General features: G+C 71.3%; 17 protein-coding genes and 1 pseudogene. 9 read left to right on the top strand and 9 right to left on the bottom strand.

Translation table 11 applies throughout. The features are described from left to right. Positions 1 to 172: 172 nt before the first annotated feature. Entirely contained in the window at positions 173 to 1,378 is a 1,206-nt protein-coding gene (gene tyrS / locus ACYVJJ_RS02890) for a tyrosine--tRNA ligase (RefSeq protein ID WP_460830959.1), read from the bottom strand. Between the two features lie 172 nt (positions 1,379 to 1,550). Between tyrS and ACYVJJ_RS02895 the strand changes: the two genes are divergently transcribed. Both ACYVJJ_RS02895 and ACYVJJ_RS02900 read left to right on the top strand, forming a co-directional pair. After that, a complete protein-coding gene (locus tag ACYVJJ_RS02895; RefSeq protein ID WP_460830960.1) occupies positions 1,551 to 2,987 on the top strand; it encodes a peptidoglycan DD-metalloendopeptidase family protein in 1,437 nt (478 codons plus the stop codon). Next, complete coding sequence (locus tag ACYVJJ_RS02900) at positions 2,987 to 4,132, top strand: anhydro-N-acetylmuramic acid kinase (protein ID WP_460830962.1); 1,146 nt, start codon at positions 2,987 to 2,989, stop codon at positions 4,130 to 4,132. Before ACYVJJ_RS02895 ends, ACYVJJ_RS02900 begins: the two co-directional genes overlap by 1 nt. Before the next feature lie 86 nt (positions 4,133 to 4,218). Here ACYVJJ_RS02900 and ACYVJJ_RS02905 read toward each other — a convergent pair whose 3' ends face one another. Together ACYVJJ_RS02905 and ACYVJJ_RS02910 are read right to left on the bottom strand one after the other, a co-directional pair. Beyond that, positions 4,219 to 5,568: an AmpG family muropeptide MFS transporter gene (locus ACYVJJ_RS02905; protein ID WP_460830964.1), complete on the bottom strand. Its 1,350-nt coding sequence runs from the start codon at positions 5,566 to 5,568 to the stop codon at positions 4,219 to 4,221. Continuing rightward, the gene (locus ACYVJJ_RS02910) at positions 5,565 to 6,386 is read right to left on the bottom strand and encodes an exodeoxyribonuclease III (protein ID WP_460830966.1); all 822 of its coding nucleotides are present in this window, start codon (positions 6,384 to 6,386) and stop codon (positions 5,565 to 5,567) included. The genes ACYVJJ_RS02905 and ACYVJJ_RS02910 overlap by 4 nt, the downstream gene beginning before the upstream one ends. Before the next feature lie 98 nt (positions 6,387 to 6,484). On the opposite strand from ACYVJJ_RS02910, the gene pyrE reads away from it, so the two are divergent. Both pyrE and ACYVJJ_RS02920 read left to right on the top strand, forming a co-directional pair. Then, the gene (gene pyrE / locus ACYVJJ_RS02915; RefSeq protein WP_460830968.1) at positions 6,485 to 7,135 is read left to right on the top strand and encodes an orotate phosphoribosyltransferase; all 651 of its coding nucleotides are present in this window, start codon (positions 6,485 to 6,487) and stop codon (positions 7,133 to 7,135) included. A 56-nt stretch (positions 7,136 to 7,191) separates the two neighbouring features. Further along, a complete protein-coding gene (locus tag ACYVJJ_RS02920) occupies positions 7,192 to 7,869 on the top strand; it encodes a hypothetical protein (RefSeq protein WP_460830969.1) in 678 nt (225 codons plus the stop codon). A 38-nt stretch (positions 7,870 to 7,907) separates the two neighbouring features. Here the strand turns inward: ACYVJJ_RS02920 and ACYVJJ_RS02925 are convergent, their stop codons facing one another. The 4 genes and pseudogenes from ACYVJJ_RS02925 to coaBC all read right to left on the bottom strand — a co-directional run bounded on the left by ACYVJJ_RS02925 (position 7,908) and on the right by coaBC (position 12,239). Continuing rightward, entirely contained in the window at positions 7,908 to 8,198 is a 291-nt protein-coding gene (locus ACYVJJ_RS02925) for a YciI family protein (RefSeq protein ID WP_460830971.1), read from the bottom strand. An 89-nt stretch (positions 8,199 to 8,287) separates the two neighbouring features. Beyond that, a complete protein-coding gene (locus ACYVJJ_RS02930; RefSeq protein ID WP_460830973.1) occupies positions 8,288 to 10,588 on the bottom strand; it encodes a phosphomannomutase/phosphoglucomutase in 2,301 nt (766 codons plus the stop codon). An 18-nt stretch (positions 10,589 to 10,606) separates the two neighbouring features. After that, on the bottom strand, positions 10,607 to 11,068 hold the full coding sequence (gene dut, locus ACYVJJ_RS02935) for a dUTP diphosphatase (RefSeq protein ID WP_460830975.1): 462 nt from the start codon (positions 11,066 to 11,068) through the stop codon (positions 10,607 to 10,609). Continuing rightward, a pseudogene (gene coaBC / locus ACYVJJ_RS02940) lies at positions 11,065 to 12,239 on the bottom strand (bifunctional phosphopantothenoylcysteine decarboxylase/phosphopantothenate--cysteine ligase CoaBC). Before coaBC ends, dut begins: the two are co-directional and overlap by 4 nt. A gap of 152 nt (positions 12,240 to 12,391) precedes the next feature. On the opposite strand from coaBC, the gene radC reads away from it, so the two are divergent. The 4 genes from radC (at position 12,392) to ACYVJJ_RS02960 (ending at position 16,380) form a co-directional block, all read left to right on the top strand. Continuing rightward, positions 12,392 to 13,066, top strand: a complete 675-nt coding sequence (gene radC, locus ACYVJJ_RS02945; protein ID WP_460830976.1) for a RadC family protein — start codon at positions 12,392 to 12,394, stop codon at positions 13,064 to 13,066. Between the two features lie 74 nt (positions 13,067 to 13,140). Continuing rightward, a complete protein-coding gene (argS, locus tag ACYVJJ_RS02950; protein WP_460830978.1) occupies positions 13,141 to 14,829 on the top strand; it encodes an arginine--tRNA ligase in 1,689 nt (562 codons plus the stop codon). Then, a complete protein-coding gene (locus ACYVJJ_RS02955) occupies positions 14,830 to 15,630 on the top strand; it encodes an SPOR domain-containing protein (RefSeq protein ID WP_460830979.1) in 801 nt (266 codons plus the stop codon). A 354-nt stretch (positions 15,631 to 15,984) separates the two neighbouring features. Then, positions 15,985 to 16,380 carry a hypothetical protein gene (locus ACYVJJ_RS02960; protein ID WP_460830981.1) on the top strand — a complete coding sequence of 132 codons (396 nt, stop codon included), beginning with the start codon at positions 15,985 to 15,987 and terminating at the stop codon, positions 16,378 to 16,380. Between the two features lie 16 nt (positions 16,381 to 16,396). Here ACYVJJ_RS02960 and ACYVJJ_RS02965 read toward each other — a convergent pair whose 3' ends face one another. Both ACYVJJ_RS02965 and speA read right to left on the bottom strand, forming a co-directional pair. Further along, a complete protein-coding gene (locus tag ACYVJJ_RS02965) occupies positions 16,397 to 17,251 on the bottom strand; it encodes an NAD(P)-dependent oxidoreductase (protein WP_460830983.1) in 855 nt (284 codons plus the stop codon). 23 nt (positions 17,252 to 17,274) lie between these two features. Continuing rightward, positions 17,275 to 19,164, bottom strand: a complete 1,890-nt coding sequence (gene speA, locus ACYVJJ_RS02970) for an arginine decarboxylase (protein ID WP_460830985.1) — start codon at positions 19,162 to 19,164, stop codon at positions 17,275 to 17,277. Between the two features lie 231 nt (positions 19,165 to 19,395). Here speA and ACYVJJ_RS02975 point away from each other — a divergent pair, with 231 nt between their 5' ends. Then, the gene (locus tag ACYVJJ_RS02975) at positions 19,396 to 21,255 is read left to right on the top strand and encodes a diguanylate cyclase (RefSeq protein ID WP_460830987.1); all 1,860 of its coding nucleotides are present in this window, start codon (positions 19,396 to 19,398) and stop codon (positions 21,253 to 21,255) included. The last annotated feature ends 25 nt before the right edge of the window (positions 21,256 to 21,280 follow it).

Consider the following 21,280-nt stretch of genomic DNA (forward strand, 5'->3'; position numbering starts at 1 on the left):
CATTTTAGGGCATCTTCGATCACTGTCAACACCCCGTGATCGACTTTCTTCTACCGCTTCCCCTACCTCCCGCGTCACCCGCATTCCGCGGCGCCGCTCTTGGCTGGGTCGACCATTATGGCCGCGCCGATCGCATCTGTGAAGCCCTGGTGATGCGATCGACTTGAAAGATTCAGGTGACCAGCCGTACCCGCGCGAAATTGCGCTTGCCGACCGCGATAACGCCTTCGAACCCGGGCGCGAACACGCGCTGCGCGTCTTCGAGGATGTCGCCGTCGACACGCACCGCACGCTCCTTGAGCTTGCGGTTCGCTTCGGAGTTGCTGGGGGTCAGGCCCGCCGCGGTCAGGAGCGCCGCGATACGGAGGCCTTCTTCTGGAACGGTCACGTCTGTCAGCGGAAGCTGCGAGACGTCCCCTTCGCCGCGGACCGCCGCGTTCCAGCCGGCGACCGCCTGCTCGGCGGCGCGAGCGCCGTGAAAGCGCGCCGCCAGTTCCCGGGCGAGGCGCATCTTGAGGTCGCGCGGGTTTAGGGCGCCTGAATCGATCTCGCTGCGCAGCCGCTGCGCGTCGGCGATCGAGATCTCGAAGCTCAGCAGCTCGATCCAGCGCCACATGAGCGCATCGTCGATCTTCATGGTCTTGGTGACGATGTCGATCGCGGGCTCGTCGATGCCGATGTAGTTGCCGAGCGACTTGCTCATCTTCTGTACGCCGTCCAGGCCCTCGAGCAGCGGCATGGTCAGCACGACCTGCGGGGCCTGGCCGTGATGCTCCTGCAGCCCACGGCCCATCAGCAGGTTGAACTTCTGGTCGGTGCCGCCGAGCTCGACGTCGGCCTTCAATGCGACGGAGTCGTAGCCCTGCACCAGCGGATACAGGAATTCGTGGATGGCGATCGACTGCTGCGCGGCGTAGCGCTTGGCGAAGTCGTCGCGCTCGAGCATGCGGGCGACGGTGTGCTGGCCCGCGAGGCGGACCATATCGGCCGCCGACATCTGGCCGAACCACTCGGAATTGAAACGCACCTCGGTGCGGTCGCGGTCCAGCACCTTGAAGACCTGCTCGGCGTAGGTCTCGGCGTTCGCGAGCACGTCCTCGCGGGTGAGCGGCTTGCGGGTGACGTTCTTGCCCGTCGGATCACCGATCATTCCAGTGAAGTCGCCGATCAGGAAGATCACCTGGTGGCCGAGGTCCTGGAACTGCCGCATCTTGTTGAGAAGGACCGTATGGCCGAGATGGAGGTCCGGCGCGGTGGGGTCGAAGCCCGCCTTGACCCGCAGCGGCCGCCCGGACTCCAGCCGCTTGGCGAGCTCTTCGGGCTTGAGGATCTCGTCCGCGCCGCGCGCGATGAGGTCGAGGGCGTCCTGTACGCTCATGCTCAGTCTCACTAGGCGGAGCGACTCGCGACCGCCGTCATCCAATAAGTTAAGTAGACGTAAAAAAGTCGTTGACGAAAAAAACCATTTACATCAATGGTTTGACGCACAGACCTAGCGTGACTATTTTACGGTCGTGACGGGGCCTACACGGGTTCCCGGGGGAGTCAGCATGACAGACACCGCTACGGCGCGCCGCGCGCGCCTCGATGCGCTTCGCGAATCGGTCCTGCATCGTCCGGTGACCGCGCACGAAGGCACGGGCTTCAACGGACGCTGGTCGCGTCGTCAGTGGGCGCAGGCGAGCCTGTTCGCGATGGCCGCGATGCTGGCCGGCGCGATCGTACCGGGGTTCGACCGCCCGGTCGTCAGCCGCGGCGATGCACCGGTGCCGCGTCATTCGATGGCGCTGACCCTGCCGCCGCTGCCGCGACTGCGTGTGCAGGGCGAGAACTGGCAGATCGTGCAGGCCCGCCGCGGCGAGACGCTGTCGACGATCTTCGACGAGTTCGGCATCGATGCGAACACGCGCGAGAAGGTGCTCAAGCATCCGAGCGTGCGCGATGGCCTCAAGCGGCTGCAGCCCGGCACCGAGCTGGCGTTCGACCTCGGCCCCGCCGGGGCGCTGCGGGCCTTCCGCTTCGAGCGCGGCGACGACCAGGTGCAGCTCGCGCTCGCCGGCGATCGCATCACCGAGAAGGTGATCGTGCGCCCGACGGAAACGCGGACCGTGGTGATCAGCGGCAAGGTGGGCGGCTCGCTCTACCGCTCGGCGCGCAAGCTCGGGCTCACGAGCTCGCACGTCAACACGCTCACCGACGAGATGTTCAAGTACGACATCGACTTCAACGACGACGTCGGCGCCGACGACCGCTTCAGCGTGGTCGTCGAGCAGACGTGGCGCGAAGGCGAGCTGGTGCGCACGGGCCCGGTGCTCGCCGCGACCTTCACCACCGGCGACAAGCTGCATTCGGCGTTCCGCTTCGAGCGCAACGGCAAGCCGGAATTCTTCACCGCCGACGGCCGCTCGCTGAAGAAGACGTTCATCCGCATGCCGATCCCGTATGCGCGCCTGACCTCGAACTTCGGCACGCGCCGCCATCCGGTGCTGGGCCGCGTGCGCATGCACAAGGGCGTCGACTACGCCGCGGGCACCGGCACGCCGATCATGGCGGCCGGCGACGCACGCGTGAAGTTCGTCGGGTGGAAGGGCGGCTACGGCCGCGCCGTCATGCTCGACCACGGCCGCGGCTACACGACGCTCTACGCGCACATGTCGCAGTTCGGCCGTGTCAAGCCGGGCCAGCGCATCCCGCAGGGCACGGTGATCGGCTATGTCGGCTCGTCGGGCATGTCGACCGGCCCGCACCTGCACTACGAATTCCAGATCAACGGCGTGCACCGCAATCCGCTGAGCGTGACGATGCCGCCGCCGGAGCCGCTCAGCGGCGCCGCGCTTGCGCAGTTCCGCTCGCAGACGCGCACGGCGCTCGCGCGTATCCGCGAGGTCGAGAACATCATCTACGCGGGCGACGAGGAGCCGGCGACGCGCGTCGCGAAGGCCGGCGAAAAGGCAGACGCCAAGAAGACCGAACGCAGCCGCTCCTGATGGGCGGCGATGCGGCGGCCGACGGCCTGTACGTCGGCCTGATTTCCGGCACGAGCGCGGACGGGATCGACGCCGCGCTGGTCCGCTTTTCCGAGGACGCCGACCGCACGCGCTGCGAGGTCGTGTGCGCGCTCACCCATCCGTGGGACTCCGCGCTGCGCACGCGGCTGGTGGAACTCGGCCAGGGCGGCGACGCACGGTCGCTCGACGAGATCGGCACCCTCGACGTGCGCGTCGCCGAAGCCTTCGCGGACGCCACGCGCGCGCTGCTCGACACATGCAGCACCGCGGCCGCCGACGTGCATGCCATCGGCTCGCACGGCCAGACGGTGCGCCACCGCCCGGCCGGCGTCGCGCGTGATGGCCGGCATCCGTTCTCGTGGCAGCTCGGCGATCCGAGCCTGATCGCCGAGCGATGCGGGATCACCACCGTTGCCGATTTCCGTCGTCGCGACATCGCGGCCGGCGGCCAGGGCGCGCCGCTGGTGCCGGCCTTCCACGCGGCGGTGCTGCGCGCGTCGGACGAGGACCGCGCGGTGCTCAACCTCGGCGGGATCGCGAACTACACGTTGCTGCCCGCGCACGGCGACGTGCGCGGCTTCGACACGGGCCCGGCGAATGCACTGATGGACGCCTGGTGCCTGCGCCATACCGGCGATGGCTACGACTGCGACGGGCGCTTCGCGGCGCGCGGCACGGTCGACGAGGCCCTGCTCTCGCGCCTGCTCGCCGAACCGTGGTTCGCGCTGCCGCCGCCCAAGAGCAGCGGGCGCGAGCAGTTCCACCTGGGCTGGGTGGACGCGCACCTGGCTGGCGACGAACACGCCGAGGACGTGCAGGCGACGCTGCTCGAGGTCACTGCCCGCACCGTGACGGACGCCCTTCTCGCCCAGCAGCCGACCACCACCCGCGTGCTGCTCTGCGGCGGCGGCGTGCGCAATCCGCAGCTGGTGGCGCGCATCGGCCAGTTGCTGCCGGGCTGCCGCATCGAATCGACCGACGCGCACGGGCTCGATGCCGACTTCGTCGAGGCCGCGGCATTCGCCTGGCTGGCGCGGCAGACACTGCTCGGCCGACCCGGCAACCTGCCGTCGGCGACCGGCGCGGCCGGCGATCGTGTGCTCGGGGCGATCTACCCGGCCTAGGTGGATCGATGCGGCCTTGCGTGGCCTACGACTGACGGCGCGCAGCGCCGAGCCGCGCCGCGCCGGAATGGAAGGTCGCGTGAGCGCTACGCCGATGACGGCTGCGGCTCGGGCGGCGTGAGCGGCGGCTTCGCGCGGCGCACGAGCGCGATGCACAGCAGGAGCACCGGGATGCCGAACAGCGCCGTCAGGATGAAGAACCGCGCATAGCCGTCCAGCTGCGTGGTGCCGACCGAGAGCGACTCGACCGTCGCGCCGGAGAAGCCCTTGATGAATTTTCCCGGCAGCGCGTAGAACGAGCTGAGCAGCGCGTACTGCGTGGCCGTGTAGCCGATGTTGGTCAACGACGACATGTAGGCCACCAGCGCCGTACCGGCGAAGCCCGTGGCGAAGTTGTCGATCACCATCGCCGTCGCGAACGCCGACGGATCGGGGCCCTGGTAGGCAAGCCAGGCGAAGGCGAGGTTCGAGCCCGGGCCGAGCATCGCGCCGGCGAGCAGCGTCGCGACGTAGCCGAAACGCAGCGCGAACAGGCCGGCGGCGGCGATGCCGACCACGGATGCGACCAGCCCGATCGTGCCGCGCACGGTGCCGACCACTTCCTTGTCGATGCCCAGATCGCTGTAGAACGGGTTGGCCATCGGGCCCATGAAGAAATCGGGCAGGCGGTAGAGGCTGATCGCGAGCAGCATCAGCAATGCCCACTTGCCATGGTCGCGGAAGAAGGCGACGAACGGGCCGATGATCGCGTCGTAGAGCCCGCGACCCGTCAGCAGCGAGCCCGACGGCGCGACCGCGGCCTGGCGTGCCGGCTCGCGTGCCCAGAACGTGGCGGCAAGGCCCACGCCCATCGCGGCGCCCATCAGCAGGTAGGACGGGGACCAGCCGATATTGGCTGCGAGGATCAGGATGAGCGCGTCGGTCACCAGCAGCGCGCCGCGGTAGCCGAGCTGGTAGCCGGAGCTGAGCAGCGCGAGTTCCTCGCCCTTCTCCGAGTTTTCGATGCGCCAGGCGTCCACCACGATGTCCTGGGTCGCGGACGCGAATGCGGCGACCAGCGCGAGCCCCACGAACGGGCCCAGGCCGCCTTCCGGTCGCACCAGCGCCATGCCGACGAGCGCGAGGCCCACGGTGACCTGCGCGAGCGCCATCCACCCACGCCGGCGGCCGAGCCAGCGACCGAGCAACGGCGCGTCGACCTTGTCGATGACCGGCGCCCACAGGAACTTGAACGAGTAGGCCAGGCCCACCCACGAGGCGAAGCCGATGGTGGCGAGTTCGATGCCCACGTCGCGCAGCCAGTAGCCCATCGTGTTGCCGACGAGCATGAAGGGCAGGCCGGACGAGAAGCCCAGCAGCAGCATCACCGCGACCTTGGGCTGGCCGAGGTTGCGCAGGACCTGCTTCCAGCCGGGGCGCGCGGGCGTGTCGCTCATCGTTTCCAGTCCTCGAGGTCGTAATCGACGATGTAGGGGCCGTGGTCGGAGAACTTCGGCTCGCGGTGGCTCTCGCAGTGGACGATCGCGTCGCGCAGGTTCGGGGTGACCAGCTGGTAGTCGATGCGCCAGCCTACGTTCTTGGCCCGTGCCTGTCCCAGATGGCTCCACCAGGTGTACTCGGACGATTCATCGGGCTTGACCACGCGGAAGCTGTCGAGCCAGCCCAGGTCGCCGGCGCAGGGCGAGCCGTCGCCGTGGGTGTCGGCGATCATGGCGTTGAGCCAGGCGCGCTCGTGCGGCAGGCAGCCGGTCTGCTTCTGGTTGCTCGTCCAGTTCTTGATGTCGCGGCGCGAGCGCACGATGTTCCAGTCGCCGCAGACGATGTACTTGCGGCCGCTGTCGAGCCACTCCCGCAGGATCGGCTGGAACCAGCCCATCACCGATTCCTTGAAGCCCTGGCGCGCGTCGCCGGTGGTGCCGGAGGGCACGTAGACCGAGACGATCGAGAGGTCGCCGAAACGCGCCTCGATGTAGCGGCCCTCCTCGTCGAAGGCGTCCCAGCCGAGGCCGGAGCGGATCTCGTCCGGCTCGCGGCGGGTGTAGATCGCGACGCCGCTGTAGCCCTTGCGGGTGGAGGCGTCGCGGAAATACGCGTGGTAGCCGTCCGGGATCAGCTCGGGCAGGCGCAGCTGGTGCTCCTGCGCCTTGGTCTCCTGCACGCAGAGGACGTCGGCATCCCGCTCGTGCAGCCAGGAAATGAAGCCCTTCTTGGCGGCGGAGCGCCAGCCGTTGGCATTGAAACTGATGACGCGCATCGAACCGGTGGTTCCGCGGGACGCGGCGCGTCCGGGGCGACAAGCCTAGCCGGTCGCTGCTTTACGATGGCGTTTTCCTGCTCGCCGCACGCCCGCGCATGACCGACCACCGCACCCGCTTCCTCCAGCTCGCGCTGCGCGCCGACGCGCTGCGCTTCGGCGAGTTCACCCTGAAGTCCGGGCGGGTGAGCCCCTACTTCTTCAATGCCGGGCGCTTCGACTCCGGCGCCGCGCTCGCCGAGCTCGCGCACTGCTATGCCGATGCCGTGGACGCCGCGGGCCTCGACTTCGACCTGCTGTTCGGCCCGGCCTACAAGGGCATTCCGCTCGCGACCGCGCTCGCCTGCGAGTTCGCGCGGCGCGGGCGCGACCTGCCGCTCGCGTTCAACCGCAAGGAGGCCAAGGCGCATGGCGAGGGCGGCATGCTGATCGGCGCACCACTCGAGGGGCGTCGCGTGCTGATCGTCGACGACGTGATCACCGCGGGCACCGCGATCCGCGAGGCGCTCGGCCTGATCCGCGACGCCGGCGGTACCGCGGTCGGGATCGTGATCGCGCTCGATCGCGAGGAGGCGGTGGACCCGAGCGTGTCGCGACGCTCGGCGGCAGAAAGTGTCGCGCAGGAGCATGCGCTGCCGGTGGTGGCCGTGGCGCGGCTGCGCGACCTGCTCGATTCCGATGCCGATCCGCGACTGGGCGCACATCGCGAGCGCCTGTTGGCGTACCGTCAGGCCTACGGCAGCCGCTGAGCGCCTTGGCGCGATACTTGCTTCACAAGCCCTATACCTTCTTCGAACGAGTTCCCATGGCCCGCGCCCGCGTCCTCGCTGCCGTCGTCCTCGTCGCCGCCCTGCCGGCCCTGCATGCGCAGGGTGCCAAGGACGCCAAGAAGCTCTATTGCTGGAACGAGGGCGGCCGCAAGGTCTGCGGCGATGCGCTGCCGGCGGACGCGGTGGACGCCGAGCGGACCGAGTACGGCACCAGTGGCATGGCGAACGCGCGCGTGGGCCGCGCCCTGTCGCCAGCCGAGCGCGCCGCGGCCGAAGCGCAGGCCAAGGCCGAGCAGACCGCGGCCGAGCAGGCCGCCGCCGAGCACCGCCGCCTGATGGCGATGGTCGAATCCTTCGCGACCGAGGCCGACCTGCGCCGTGCCTTCACCAACCGGATCGACCTCAACCGCGACTCGGTCAAGACGGCGGAAATGGGCATCGCCGGCATCCGCCAGACCCTCGTCGGCCTGCTGCGCCGCGCCGGCGAGGCGGAGCTCGCGAAGAAGCCGGTGCCCAAGAAGCTCGCCGACGACATCCGCAGCCAGCATGCACAGCTGGTGACGCAGCAGGGCCAGCTGGTCCGGCTGCAGCAGGAGTCGGGGCTGATCCAGGCGCAGCTCGACGAGGCGGTGATGCGCTATCGCGAGATCAAGACCGCGGCGTCGGGCAGCACCACCGCGACCCCGGCCGCGGCGACCGCCACGGCGGGCTGACCGCGGCGACCACGCCTGCAGGCGCATCGGCGCCTGCGTCAGCCGTCGATCAGGGCCTCGAGCCCGGGCGCCGCGGCGCGCACGTCGACCCGCGTGACCGCGTAGTCGGCCACGCCGTGGCGATGGAACGGATCCTGCGCGAGGACCTCGAGCAGCGCCTCGCGGGACGCGGCGCGCGCGAGGATCACACCGCCGGTCCGCGGCACTTTCGGCCCTGATGCAAGGAATGTCCCGTTCGCGTAATGCAGGGCGAGGTAGGCGCGATGCGCCTCGAGGTGCGCATCGACGTCCGCCAGCGGCGCGACGTAGGTGAGGTCGACGATGTACATGCGGGCCCGGGCTGCGCCGCGATGGCGGCGGCGGAACGAATCGATGCCGTCGAAGCGGGCGCGATCGCGTCGCGCCCGCCCCTGCAGGCTCAGAACGGCAGCACGAGGCCCGGCTCGATCGCCGCGATCTGCTCGCGGAACGCCTGCTGGATGCGCGCGAGCGCCTCGGGGCTGTCGGCGTCGAAGCGCATCACCAGCACCGGTGTGGTGTTGGAGGCGCGCACGAGGCCCCAGCCGTCGGGGTAGTCCACGCGCAGGCCGTCGATGGTCGACAGGCGCGCGCCTTCGAACTTCGCACCGGCCTGGAAGCGCTCGACGAAGGCATGCGGATTGCCCGCCGGCGCATCGACCTTGATTTCCGGCGTGGAGATCCCGTTGGGCAGCGCGGCGAGGGTCTCCGTGGGCGTGCGCGGGCTGGCGGCGAGGATCTCGAGCAGGCGCGCGGCGGCGTAGATGCCGTCGTCGAAGCCGTACCAGCGCTCCTTGAAGAAGAAGTGGCCGCTCATCTCGCCGGCGAGCTCGGCATCGGTCTCGCGCATCTTCGCCTTGATCAGCGAGTGGCCCGTCTTCCACATCAGCGGGCTGCCGCCGTGGCGCAGGATGTGCCCCGGCAGGCGACCCGTGCACTTCACGTCGAACAGGATCATCGCGCCGGGATTGCGCTCGAGCACGTCGGCGGCGAACAGCATCAGCAGGCGGTCGGGGAAGATGTTCTCGCCCTCGCGCGTCACCACCCCGAGGCGGTCGCCATCGCCGTCGAAGGCGATGCCGAAGTCGGCGTCCATCCGCTGCACCATCTGCACCAGATCGGTGAGGTTATGCGGCTCGCTCGGGTCGGGGTGGTGGTTCGGGAACGTGCCGTCGATCTCGCAGAAGAGCGGGATCGTCTCGGCACCGATCGCTTCGAGTACACGCGGGCCGAGTTCGCCGGCCACGCCGTTGCCGGCGTCGACCACCACCTTGAGCGGGCGGTCGATCTGGATGTCGGAGGCCACGCGCTGCACGTAGTCGTCGTTGATGTCGCGCTGCTCGACGGTGCCCGGCGTGGGCGCGGTGTGCAGGCGGTCGTCGGCGATGCGCGCGTAGAGATCCATGATCGTGTCGCCCGACAGCGTCTCGCCGCCGACCACGACCTTGAAGCCGTTGTAGTCCGGCGGATTGTGGCTGCCGGTCACCGACACGCAGGAGCCGGCGCGCAGGTGATAGGCGCCGAAGTACGTGAGCGGCGTGGGCGCGAGGCCGATGTCGATCACGTTGCGGCCGGCGCGGCGCAGGCCGGTGATCAGGCCCTCGCTCAGCGCGGGGCCGGACAGGCGCCCATCGCGGCCGACCACGATGTCGCGCAGCCCCTGCTCCTGCATCACGGTGCCGACGGCCTGGCCGATCAGCTCGGCGATGCCGGCGTCGAGGCTCTGGCCGACGATGCCGCGGATGTCGTAGGCGCGGAAGATGCCGCGATCGAGGGCGAGGCTCGCCTTGACCGCCTCGGGCGTCGCCGGCACCGGCGCACCCGGCGTTGGGCGCAGCACGTCGGCCAGCGTCGGTGCGTCGTCGATCGCCTCGGCGCTGGCCCCGCGCGCGCGGCGTGCGAGCAGCGCCGGTGCGCCGGCGATCAGGCCGGCGAGCGCGAGGAAGATCGCCGCGGCGATCGCGCAGCCGAGCGCGCCGAGGCCGAGCGGCCCGCCCGCGGTGTCCGGCACCGCGGCGGCGACGCGCATCTCGCTGCCCGGCACGTCGGCGGCGAGTGCCTCGGCGCTCTCGGCGAGGGCGCCGTCACCCTGTTCGGCGAGCGTCACCGTGCCCTGCCGCAAGGCGACGTAGGTCGTGCCGTCGAGGCTGGCGCCCTTCACGCCGCCGGCGACCTGCGCCAGCGGGAGGCGCACGAAGGCGACGGCGGGCTCGTTGCCCGCGGTGACGGGCGCGGCGAGCGCGACGTATTCGGCGCCGTCCTCGCGGATCGCCCACGAGACCGGCTTGCCGGAGGCGATCGCCGCCTCCAGCGTGGCCACGCGGCCGTAACTCGTGCCCTTGTTCCCCAGTGCCTCGTACGCGCCGCCGAGCTGCGCGGGCAGCACCTGGCCGCCGGTCGCGCCGTTCCAGCCGGCGGTGAGCTGCTGGCCTGCGCGCGTCAGGTCGCCCGCCGCGAGCGCGTCGCGCACCGGCGCACCCGCGAGCTGCGCCGCGAAGCGCTTGTGCGCGGCGGTGAGCGCGGATTGCGCCACCCGCACGGCTTCGTCGCGCACCTGCTCGACGTCGCCACGTCGCTGCGCGTCGCGGAACTGCTCGAAGGCGTTCCAGCCGAACCAGCCGGCGAGCAGCAGGCACAGGCCGGCGAGCAGGGGCAGCGCGGGCTTCAGGCGCTCGAGCAGGGCGGACGAGGATGGGGCCATGGCATTCACTCCTGGGGATCAGCGCACGCCGGTGTGGCCGAAGCCACCCGCGCCGCGTGCGCTCGATTCGAATTCGTCGACGACATCGAAGCAGGCTCGCACGATCGGCAGCACGACGAGCTGGGCGATGCGGTCACCCGGCTCGATCGTAAAAGCCGCATCGCTCCGGTTCCAGACGCTCACCATCAGCGCACCCTGGTAATCCGCGTCGATCAGGCCAGTGCCGTTGCCGAGCACGACGCCGTGTTTATGCCCGAGCCCGGATCGCGGCAGGATGACGGCGCAGAGCGCCGGATCGCCGATGTGGATCGCAAGCCCCGTCGGCACGAGCTCGGTCGCGCGCGGCGCGAGCACGAGCGGTGCGTCGAGCGCGGCGCGCAGGTCGAGGCCCGCGCTCGCAGAGGTGGCGTATTCGGGCAACGGCCAAGCCGCGCCGTAGCGCGGATCGAGGCGGCGCAGCTGGATCGTCGCGTGGCTCATGCCAGGCGCGCCTCGAGCAGGTCGAGCAGCGCATCGGCGAGCGCGCGCTTGGGCGCCGGGCCCAGCGTGGCCGCACCCGCCGCATCGAAGACGATCAATGTGTTGTCGTCGCTCTCGAAGCCCGAGCCTTCCACGCCGACGCGGTTCGCGGCGATCAGGTCGAGGCGCTTGGCGGCGAGCTTGCCGCGCGCGTACTGCTCGACGTCGTGCGTCTCCGCGGCGAAGCCGACCACCAGGCGCGGTCGCTGCGCATGCGCGGCGACCTCCGCGAGAATGTCGCGCGTGCGCACCAGCTCGAGCGTCAGCCCGTCCTGCCCGGCCTGCTTCTTGAGCTTGCAGGGCGAGACGGCGACCGGCGTGTAGTCGGCCACCGCGGCCGCGCCGATGTAGACGTCGCACGGCAGTGCGTCCATCACCGCGCCATGCATCTGCGCGGCGCTGCGCACGTCGGTGCGCGCCACGCCCTCGGGCGTCGCCAGCGTGACCGGGCCGGCGACCAGCACCACGTCCGCGCCGCGAGCGGCGGCGGCGGCGGCCACCGCGAAGCCCATCTTGCCGCTGCTGCGGTTGCCGAGGAACCGCACCGGATCGAGGTCTTCAAACGTCGGCCCGGCACTCACCACGATGCGGCGCCCCGCGAGCGCGCTCATGCGGCGGCTCCGCCGAGTGCATCGACAATCTGCTGCGGCTCGAGCATGCGGCCGTCGCCGGTCTCGCCGCAGGCCTGGCCGCCGCTCGCGGGGCCGAGCAGCAGCACGCCGCGCGTGCGTAGCGTGGCTACGTTCGCCTGCGTGGCGGGATGCGCCCACATCACGCGGTTCATCGCGGGCGCGACGGCGATCGGCGCCTCGGTCGCCAGGCACAGCGTGCTGACGAGGTCGTCGGCGAAGCCGTGCGCGAGGCGCGCGAGCGTGTTGGCCGTGGCCGGCGCGACGACGACCGCACTCGCCCAGCGCGCGAGCTCGATGTGGCCCATCGCCGCCTCGGCAGCCTCGTCCCACAGGGAGGTGCGCACCGCGGCGCCGCTGAGCGCCTGGAAGGTGGTCGCGCTCACGAAATGCTGCGCGTTCTCCGTCATTGCGACGCGCACCTCGGCGCCGGCGTCACGCAAGCGGCGCACGAGCTCCGCGGCCTTGTAGGCGGCGATGCCTCCGCAGACGCAGAGCAGGATCCGGTGGCCGTGCAGCGCCGTCACGTTCGGGCATTTCCTACGCGGGAAGCGGCCGACAGCTTACCCGAACGCCCGGCGTCGCCCGACGGCGGCCGCGCCCCCGATGCGCGGAAATACCCGGGACGGAACGAGACCGGTCCATGGAGGGACCCATGCGCATCCGCGACTGGCCGGCGGCCGAGCGCCCCCGGGAAAAGCTCCTTGCACGCGGCGCCGGCGCCCTGTCGGACGCCGAACTGATCGCGCTGTTCCTCGGCTCGGGCCTGCGCGGGCAGGACGCCGTCGCGACGGCGCGCGACCTGCTCGGCCTGCACGGCCCGCTGCGCGTGCTCCTCGAGCGCCCACCCGCGGCGCTCGCGAAGCTGCATGGCCTCGGCCCGGCACGCGCCTGCACGCTCGCCGCGGCGCTGGAACTCGGCCAGCGCGTGCTCGCCGCGGAGCTCGAGCGCGGCACCGCGCTCACCGATCCGCCGTCGGCCGGCCGCTATTTCTCGCAGCGGCTGCGCGGAGAGCCGTGCGAGGTCTTCGCCGTCATGTTCCTCGACGTCCGCCACCGCGTGCTCGCGTTCGAGGAGATGTTCCGCGGCACGCTCGACGGCGCGGAGGTGCATCCGCGCGAGGTGGTTCGGCGCGCGCTCGCCCACAATGCGGCCGCGGTGATCGTCGGGCACAACCACCCCAGCGGAAATCCCGAGCCGAGCGTCGCCGATCGCGCCGTCACTGCACGGCTGAAGCAGGCGCTGGCGCTGGTCGACCTGCGGCTGCTCGACCATTTCGTCGTCGGCGACGGCCCGGCCACCTCGATGGCCGCCCGGGGCTGGGTCTGAGCACGGGTCGCAGCCGGTCGGGCGCCGGCGCGCGGGTACACTACGGGGTTCCGCCCGAGCCGTACCGAATTCCCGTGAAAGCCACCCTCCGCGCCCTCGTCGAGCAGGCCATCGCCGCCCTGCGCGATGCCGGCACGCTGCCTGCCGACCTCGCCACGCCCGATTTCGTCATCGAGCGCCCGAAGGACCGCGGCCACGGCGACTTTTCGACCAATGCCGCGATGCTGCTCGCGAAACCTGCCCGCTCGAACCCGCGCGCGATCGCGCAGGCGCTCGTCGATGCGCTGCCCGCGAACGATTCGATCGCGTCCGTCGAGCTCGCCGGCCCGGGCTTCATCAACTTCCGCATCGCCGAAGGCGCCTGGCGCGCGACGCTGCAGGCGGCCCTGGCGCAGGGCGAGCGCTTCGGGCGCAACGAATCGGGGCGCGGGCACCGCGCGGGCGTCGAATACGTCTCCGCGAATCCGACCGGACCGCTGCATGTCGGCCATGGCCGAGCAGCGGTGATCGGCGACTGCATCGCGCGCGTGCTCGAGGCCAACGGCTGGGACGTGGCGCGCGAGTTCTACTACAACGACGCCGGCGCGCAGATCAACAACCTGGCGATCTCCGTGCAGGCGCGCGCGCAGGGCCGCGGCCCCGACGACGCCGGCTGGCCGGAGGACGGCTACCGCGGCGACTACATCAAGGATGTCGCGCAGGCCTACCTGCGCGGCGACACCATCGAGGTCGACGGTCATACGGTCGTCGGCGCGAAGGATGCCGACGATCTCGACGCGATCCGCGCGTTCGCCGTCGCCTACCTGCGCCGCGAACAGAACCTCGACCTCGCTGCCTACGGCGTGTCGTTCGACGTCTACTTCCTCGAGAGCTCGCTCTACACCGACGGCAAGGTCGAGGAGACGGTGCGCGAGCTCGTCGCGCACGGCCACACGTACGAGGAAGGCGGCGCGCTGTGGCTGCGCACCACCGACTTCGGCGATGACAAGGACCGCGTGATGCGCAAGTCCGACGGCACGTACACGTACTTCGTGCCCGACGTCGCCTATCACCTGTCGAAGTGGCAGCGCGGCTACGAGCGCGCGATCACCGAGCTCGGCGCCGACCACCACGGCTCGCTCGCGCGCGTCAAGGCGGGCCTGCAGGCGCTCGACTGCGGCATCCCGCAGGGCTGGCCGGAATACGTGCTGCACCAGATGGTGACGGTGATGCGCGGCGGCGAGGAAGTGAAGCTCTCCAAGCGCGCCGGCAGCTATCTCACCTTGCGCGACCTGATCGACGAGGTCGGCAGCGATGCGGTGCGCTGGTTCCTGATCGCGCGCAAACCTGACTCGCAGCTCACGTTCGACATCGACCTCGCGCGCAGCCAGTCGCTCGACAACCCCGTCTACTACGTGCAGGTCTCCCATGCGCGGATGTGCGGCCTGATGCGCCAGCTCAAGGAGCGCGGCCTGACGTTCGAGCTCGACCGCGGGCTCGCGCAGCCGCTCGATCTCGGGGATGACGCCACGCATGCGCTGGTCACGCTCATCGCGCGCTGGCCGGAGGTGGTGGAGGCCGCGGGGCGCGACCTCGAGCCGCACCAGATCGCCGCCTACCTGCTCGAGCTCACGCAGGCCTTCCAGACGTACTACGGCGTGCACCAGTTCCTAGTCGACGACGCGGGGACCCGCGATGCCCGCCTCGCGCTCGCTTCAGCGACGCGTCAGGTGGTGGCGAATGGACTGTCGCTCCTGGGCGTGTCCGCCCCCGAGGTGATGTAAGTGGCGCAGCAACGACGTGGCAAGACCCAGGCCCGCCGCTCCGGCGGTTCCGGCGGCGGTGGTGGCGGCCTGCCCGGCTGGGCATGGCTGGTGATCGGCGTCGCCCTGACGCTGCTCGTGGTGGTGGCCGCGCCGCGGCTGATGAAGCCCGGCGAGGACGGCTTCTGGCGCAATTCGCCGAAGCCGAATCCTGACGCGCAGCCGCAGACCGCGGACGAGGAGGCCGTGGTCGACGAGGAGGACATGGCCGCCGGCGTGCCTGCCGCACCGAAGCCCGCCGCGAGCGAGGACAAGCCGTCGGACTTCGACTTCTACACCCTGCTGCCCGGCAAGGAAGTGCCGGTGAGCGATGCCGAGCTGGCGGCGAGCGAGAAGGCCGAACAGGCCCGCGAGCAGGCGGCGACGCAGGCTGCCGCCAAGGCCGCGGACGATGCGTCGGCCGCAACGCCGGCCGAGACGCTGCCCAAGCCGGTCGACGCGGACGCCACGGCCGCGAGTAGCACGCCGGCCACCCCACCCACGGCGACGCCCGCGACGACTTCGAAGGCGGACGCACCGGCGAGCGAGAGTGCGCGCTACATCCTGCAGGCCGGCGCCTTCCAGGCGTCGGGCCAGGCCGAGGAGCTCAAGGCGAAGATCGCCCTGCTGGGCGTGGGCGCCCGCGTGGAATCGGCGCAGATCGGCGGCAAGACCGTCTATCGCGTGCGCATGGGACCGTACGGCACCGCGAGCGAGCTCGCCGAGGCCAAGCGCAAGCTCGCCGGCGGCGGGCTCGACGCGATGGCGGTGAAGACGAACTGAGCAGGTGGCGGCGCGCGGCGCGTGCCGTCAGCGATACGCGCAGGCGCGACCGGGGTGGGGCGCAGGCGCGTCGGGCGCGCGCCGGCGGCCCGGTCGGCGTGAGGAGCGACGTGAACGCCTTGGGCCGCAATCGCTGGCCCGCACAAGCGTCCCGCTTCGCGCCGCGAAACAAGCCCCGTCAGCGCAGCCGTCGGGCCCACGCGCGGCAGCGAGCACCGTCGGCAGCGCGCACGCGCGACGCTCACTGCGTAGGCCACGCGGCGCTCGGACCGACTGCGCAGCCGAACGCCGGCCACGCGCGCGTCGGTCGCGACTGCGCCTAGACTGGCGGCCCACCTTTCGCCGCCCGACGCCATGTCCCAACGCCTGCTGGTCGCCTGCGTCGTCGCCCTCGCCGTGATGAGCCTCTGCATGGGACTCGGCCTGCTCGGCGGCGCCTTTCGCGGCTGGATGACGCCGCTCGGGCTGATCGCACCGGGTGACCTGCTCGGCGCGGCGTTCGGTGGCATCGCCGGCGGCTGGATCGCGCGGCGCGGATTCCGGATGCTCGCGATCGGCCTGGTACTCGCCGCCGGGCTCGCCGGGGTGCTGGGTGCATGGGTGTCCAGCGATCTGTCGGCCCAGGCCTCGACGCTGTGGCTGATGCGCAATGCGCTCGCGCCGCTGGTGCTCGCGTCGATCGTCGCGTGGCTCGCGGCCGCAGCCGGCGAACGGCTCGCGCAGCGCCGCACCGCCGTCGCGTCGACCTGAGCGACGCGCTGGCCGGTCAGCGCGCGCGCTTGAGGCTGATCAGCGCCGAGGTATCGGACTCGCCCATGCCGCGCTCGACGAGCTCGCCGTAGTCGAACAGTGCCTGGTCGATGACGCCGGTGCGGATGCCGGCGGCCTGCGCCATGCCCTGCACGATGCGCAGGTCCTTGAGCATGTGCGCGTTCTTGAAGCCCGGCGTGAACTCGTCGCGCAGCATCGTGGCGCCGCGCTTGTCGAGGAACCAGTTTGCGGCCGCCCCGGCCATCAGCGTGGGCAGCAGGCGCTCGGCGTCGAGGCCGAGCTTCTCGCCGAGCGCGAGGCCTTCGCAGACGGCCTCGTTGATGCCGGCGACCAGCACCTGGTTGACCGCCTTCGTCGCCTGCCCCGCACCGGTCTCGCCCATATGCGCGATGCGCGCGGCATAGCACTCCAGCAGCGGGCGCACCTTCTCGATCACCGCGGCGTCGCCGCCGGCCATGACCGAGAGCCTGCCGTTGCGCGCGCCCTCGACGCCGCCGGACACCGGTGCGTCGACGAAGCCGATGTCGTGCGCGGCGAGCATCGCGGCGGCGCGGCGCGCGGTGTCGACCGCGACCGTCGAGTGGTCGACCACGATGCTGCCCGGACGCAGCACGTCGGCGAGGCCCGCGACGTTCTCGAGCACGTCCGCATCGAGCGGCACGCACAGTGCGACGATGTCGCAGTCGGCGAAGTTCGATGCCGAGCGCGCGGCGCGCACGCCGAGCTCGGCGGCGAAGGCGTCGGCCTTGTCCTGCGTGCGCGTGCCGACCGCGCAGAGCAGGCCGCGCGAATGCACGTGGCGGGCCATCGGCGCGCCCATGGCGCCGAGGCCGATGAATCCGGTCTTCATGTGTCTCGTTCCCCGCGCGGCGCTCAGTCGAGCGGCGCGTCGTCCAGATAGGTGTAGCCGGTCAGGCCCGCGTCCAGTGCCTCGATGAGCCCCTGCGACGTCGTCGCCGGCAGTGCCGCGGCAGCGACCATGTCCCGGTAGGCCTGCCGCAGCTGGCCGATATCGTACCCGACGTAGTCCAGCATCACGTCGATCGTGTCGCCGCGGCGCTGCTGGATGAACTCGAAACCCTGCTCGTTCACGTTCACCGCGACGGCGTCGGTGTCGCCGAAGAGGTTGTGGATGTCGCCGAGGATCTCCTGGTAGGCCCCGACCAGGAAGAAGCCGATCCGGTAGACCTCGCCCGGATTCGGCGCGTGGATCGGCATCGAGGTGCCGAGCGTCTCGTTTTCGACGTAGGTATCGATGCGGCCGTCCGAATCGCAGGTGAGGTCCGCGATCACGCCACGCCGGGCCGGGCGCTCGTCGAGGCGCTCGATCGGCAGGATCGGAAACACCTGCTGGATCGCCCAGACGTCGGGCATCGACTCGAAGACGCTGAAGTTGACGAAGTACTTGTCGACGAGGCGCTCGTTGAGCTCGTCGAGCAGCTCGCGCTGGGTCTTCTCCAGCGGCGACAGCCGCGCCCGCACGCCGTGCAGGATCGCGTAGTAGAGATCGTCGATGCGCGCGCGGTGCACGAGGTCGAGCTGGCCCACCGCGTACGCGTCGAGGCCTTCGGCATGGTAGTGCGTGGCGTCGTGGAACAGCTCGATCGCCGGGCGGGTTTCGAGCTCGGCATGCACGCTGCGCAGGTGGCGGATCACCAAGGGTTCATCGTCGTGCGCATCCGGCACGCGCCCTTCCGGCGCGCGCTCGACTTCGCTGACGTTGGTGACCAGCACCGCGTGGTGCGCGGTCATCGCGCGGCCGCATTCGGTGACGATCCGCGGCGGGGTCAGGCCGTTCTGCTCGCAGGCATCGGCGAGCGGCTGCACGATGTTGAGCGCGTACTGCCGCACGCCGTAGTTGATCGAGTAGTAGCTGCGCGAGCGCGTGCCCTCGTAGTCGATGCCGAGGCCACCGCCCACGTCCATCCACTTCACCTTCGCGCCCAGCTTGGACAGCTCGATGAAATAGCGCACCGCCTCGCGCATGCCGCCGGCGATGTCGCGCACGTTGGAGATCTGCGAGCCCATGTGGAAGTGCAGCAACCCGAGCGTGTCGCCCATGCCCGCGTCGCGCAGGCGCTTCCAGAGGTCGAGCACCTGCCGCGGGGACAGGCCGAACTTCGCCTTGTCGCCGCCGCTGTTCTGCCACTTGCCGGCGCCCAAGGATGCGAGCCGCATGCGCACGCCGAGGCCCGGCACGACGTCGAGCGCCTGCGCCTCCTCGATGACGAGCTGCAGCTCGCTCGGCTTCTCGATGACGATGTAGGTGTCGAGCCCGAGCTTGCGGCCGATGAGCGCAAGGCGGATGTACTCGCGGTCCTTGTAACCGTTGCAGACGATCAGCCCGCCCGGGCGCGACAGCGCCATCACCGCCATCAGCTCGGGCTTGCTGCCGGCCTCCAGGCCGAAGCCCTCGCCCGCATGCGAGGCCAGCGTGCCCGCGACGGAGCGGTGCTGGTTGACCTTGATCGGGTAGACCGCCGTGTAGCCGCCGCCGTAGCCGGTCTCTGCGATCGCCCAGGCGAAGGCGTCCTGCAGCTTGCGCAGGCGGTCACCGAGGATCTGCGGGAACCGCACCAGCAGCGGCAGCTGCGCGCCGCCGTCGAGCGCGTGGTCCACGGCGTCCGCGAGCGCGATCGACGGGCCGCCCGCGCCCTGGGGCTGCACGCTCACGCGCCCGGTTCCGTCGACGTCGAAATAGCCTTCCGACCAGTACGGGATCGAGTAGGTCTTGCGGGCCAGGTCGAGCGACCAGTCGGTCATTGCGGCGTCCAGGGGAACCGGGCAGGGGCGCGGATTGTAGGGCCTGCGGCGCGAGGGGGGCGTCCGCCGAGCAGGCGCGCGGCCGTGCGCGCCCGCGGCCACCGCCGGTCGCCCGAATCCGACCGCGCAAGCGGCCGTACACGGCGGATTCAAGATCGCGCCCGACAGGCCGACCACAATGGGGCCGAAGTCCGGTCTGCCGGCCCCTCCGCTCCCCCGTGCAGGCCCGCAGTGCCCTTTCGCCCGCTCCTCGCCCTGCTGCTCCTCCTGGCGTCGCCTTTCGTGGCGGCGGCCCCGTCGGCACGGGCGTTCGACGCACTGCTCGCGCGTGTCGACGACGATGTGGAGCCGACGGCGAGCATCCCGGAGGCCCGTGACGCGCTGCGTCGCCTGACCGCCGCCCTGCCGCCCCGCGATCCGCGCCGCGCGCGGCTGCTCGGCACGGCGCGCTGCGTGCTCGAGTTCCGCCGCGAGTTCCGTGCGGGCGTGCGCTTCGCCGAGGCGGGCCGCGACGACGCGCTGCGCGCCGGTGACCTCGTCGCCGCGGCCCGCTACGAGTACTGCCGCGGCTTCAAGCTCGAGCTGTTCGACGAGAAGTCGGCCTGGCAGGCCTACGACGCCGGCCTGCGGCTGGCGCGCCGCGCCGAGGACGCGCGCCTGACGGGCGATGGACTCATCTACCGCGGCGGGCTCTACTCGCTGCGCGGCGAGCAGGCGCTCGCCCTGCAGGATTTCCTGCGCGCGCAGGAAGCCTACGACCATGCCGGCCTGAGCCGGCGCGCCGAGGGCAACCTGCTCAACATCGGCATCGCCTACCGCCGCATGCGCGAATTCGATCGTGCGCTCGACTACCTGCGCCAGGTCGAGGCCTTCGCCCGCCGCACCGGCAACCGCGTCGACCTCTACAGCGCGCTCATGCAGCAGGGCTATGCCTTCGAGGAACAGGACCTCGCCGTGCCCGCGCTGCGGATGTTCGCGCAGGCGCTCGAGATCGCACGCGGCATCGACCGGGTCGACGAGGGCTATGCGCGCATCGGCCTGGCGAGCGCGCACATTGTCGCCGGCGACGGTGCGCGGGCACTCGGTGTGATCGAACAGGCGCGCGACGACCTCCGCGTCGACGGCACCCACCGCACCGAGCCGATGCTCGACTACGCCGCCGGCCGCGCACTCGCCCTGCAGGGTCGCCACCGCGAAGCGCTGGAGCGCTTTTCGCGCGCCGAGCCGCTGATGCGCGCGCAGGACAACGTCCGCTACCTCGCCCTGCTGCACCGCGCCCGCTCCGCGAGCGCCGAGGCGGCGGGCGACGTCGCCACCGCGCTCGCCGAGCTGCGCCACTACGACCGCCTGGCCACGACGCTGCGGCACGATGCCGAGGGCGAACAGGTCACCTCGTGGCGCATGCGCTTCGACGCCAACCGGCGCATGCGCGAGCGGCAGCGCCTGCGCATGGAGCGGGCGCGGCACGCGCAGCAGGTCCGCGCGCTCGGCCGCGAACGGCCCTGGCGTCGCGCGGCGCTCGTGATCGGGGCCGCGCTGGCCGCGGTGCTCGCCGCGCTCGCGGCGGTCCAATGGCGGACGGTGCGCCGGGTGCGCGAGCTCGCCATGACCGACGTGCTGACCGGCATCGCGAACCGGCGACGCATCCTGAGGGCCGGCGAGCGTGCGGTGCGCCGGGCTACCGTGCAGCGGCCGCTCAGCCTCATCAGTCTCGACCTCGACCATTTCAAGCAGGTCAACGATGCGCACGGCCACCTGCTGGGCGACCGCGTGCTGCAGCGCATCGCGGCGGCGCTCGCCCACGCGATGCGCCGCGACGACCGCCTCGGCCGGATCGGCGGCGAGGAGTTCCTCGTCCTGCTCCCGGCGACCGCGCTCGAGGACGCCACGGTGATCGCGGGGCGCCTGCGCGAGGCGGTGTCCGCCCTCGACCTGCGGGACCTCGCGCCCGGGCTGGTGGTGCGGGTGAGCGCCGGCGTCGCCCAATGGCGGCCGCGCGACGGTGGCCTCGAAGGCCTGATGCGCCGCGCCGACGCGGCGCTCTACCGCGCCAAGCAGGGGGGTCGCGACCGGGTGGAAGCCGACGACTGAGCCTCCCGCACGCGTCCGCTACACT

Source organism: Lysobacter humi (ex Lee et al. 2017), from assembly GCF_054781815.1.

Coding starts and splice junctions, on each gene's coding strand:
- ACYVJJ_RS02900 (WP_460830962.1), top strand. CDS start 2,987: ATGGGCGGCGATGCGGCGGCCGACGGCCTGTACGTCGGCCTGATTTCC.
- pyrE (WP_460830968.1), top strand. CDS start 6,485: ATGACCGACCACCGCACCCGCTTCCTCCAGCTCGCGCTGCGCGCCGAC.
- dut (WP_460830975.1), bottom strand. CDS start 11,068: ATGAGCCACGCGACGATCCAGCTGCGCCGCCTCGATCCGCGCTACGGC.
- speA (WP_460830985.1), bottom strand. CDS start 19,164: ATGACCGACTGGTCGCTCGACCTGGCCCGCAAGACCTACTCGATCCCG.
- ACYVJJ_RS02910 (WP_460830966.1), bottom strand. CDS start 6,386: ATGCGCGTCATCAGTTTCAATGCCAACGGCTGGCGCTCCGCCGCCAAG.
- ACYVJJ_RS02920 (WP_460830969.1), top strand. CDS start 7,192: ATGGCCCGCGCCCGCGTCCTCGCTGCCGTCGTCCTCGTCGCCGCCCTG.
- ACYVJJ_RS02925 (WP_460830971.1), bottom strand. CDS start 8,198: ATGTACATCGTCGACCTCACCTACGTCGCGCCGCTGGCGGACGTCGAT.
- ACYVJJ_RS02905 (WP_460830964.1), bottom strand. CDS start 5,568: ATGAGCGACACGCCCGCGCGCCCCGGCTGGAAGCAGGTCCTGCGCAAC.
- tyrS (WP_460830959.1), bottom strand. CDS start 1,378: ATGAGCGTACAGGACGCCCTCGACCTCATCGCGCGCGGCGCGGACGAG.
- ACYVJJ_RS02930 (WP_460830973.1), bottom strand. CDS start 10,588: ATGGCCCCATCCTCGTCCGCCCTGCTCGAGCGCCTGAAGCCCGCGCTG.
- ACYVJJ_RS02895 (WP_460830960.1), top strand. CDS start 1,551: ATGACAGACACCGCTACGGCGCGCCGCGCGCGCCTCGATGCGCTTCGC.
- ACYVJJ_RS02960 (WP_460830981.1), top strand. CDS start 15,985: ATGTCCCAACGCCTGCTGGTCGCCTGCGTCGTCGCCCTCGCCGTGATG.
- ACYVJJ_RS02965 (WP_460830983.1), bottom strand. CDS start 17,251: ATGAAGACCGGATTCATCGGCCTCGGCGCCATGGGCGCGCCGATGGCC.
- radC (WP_460830976.1), top strand. CDS start 12,392: ATGCGCATCCGCGACTGGCCGGCGGCCGAGCGCCCCCGGGAAAAGCTC.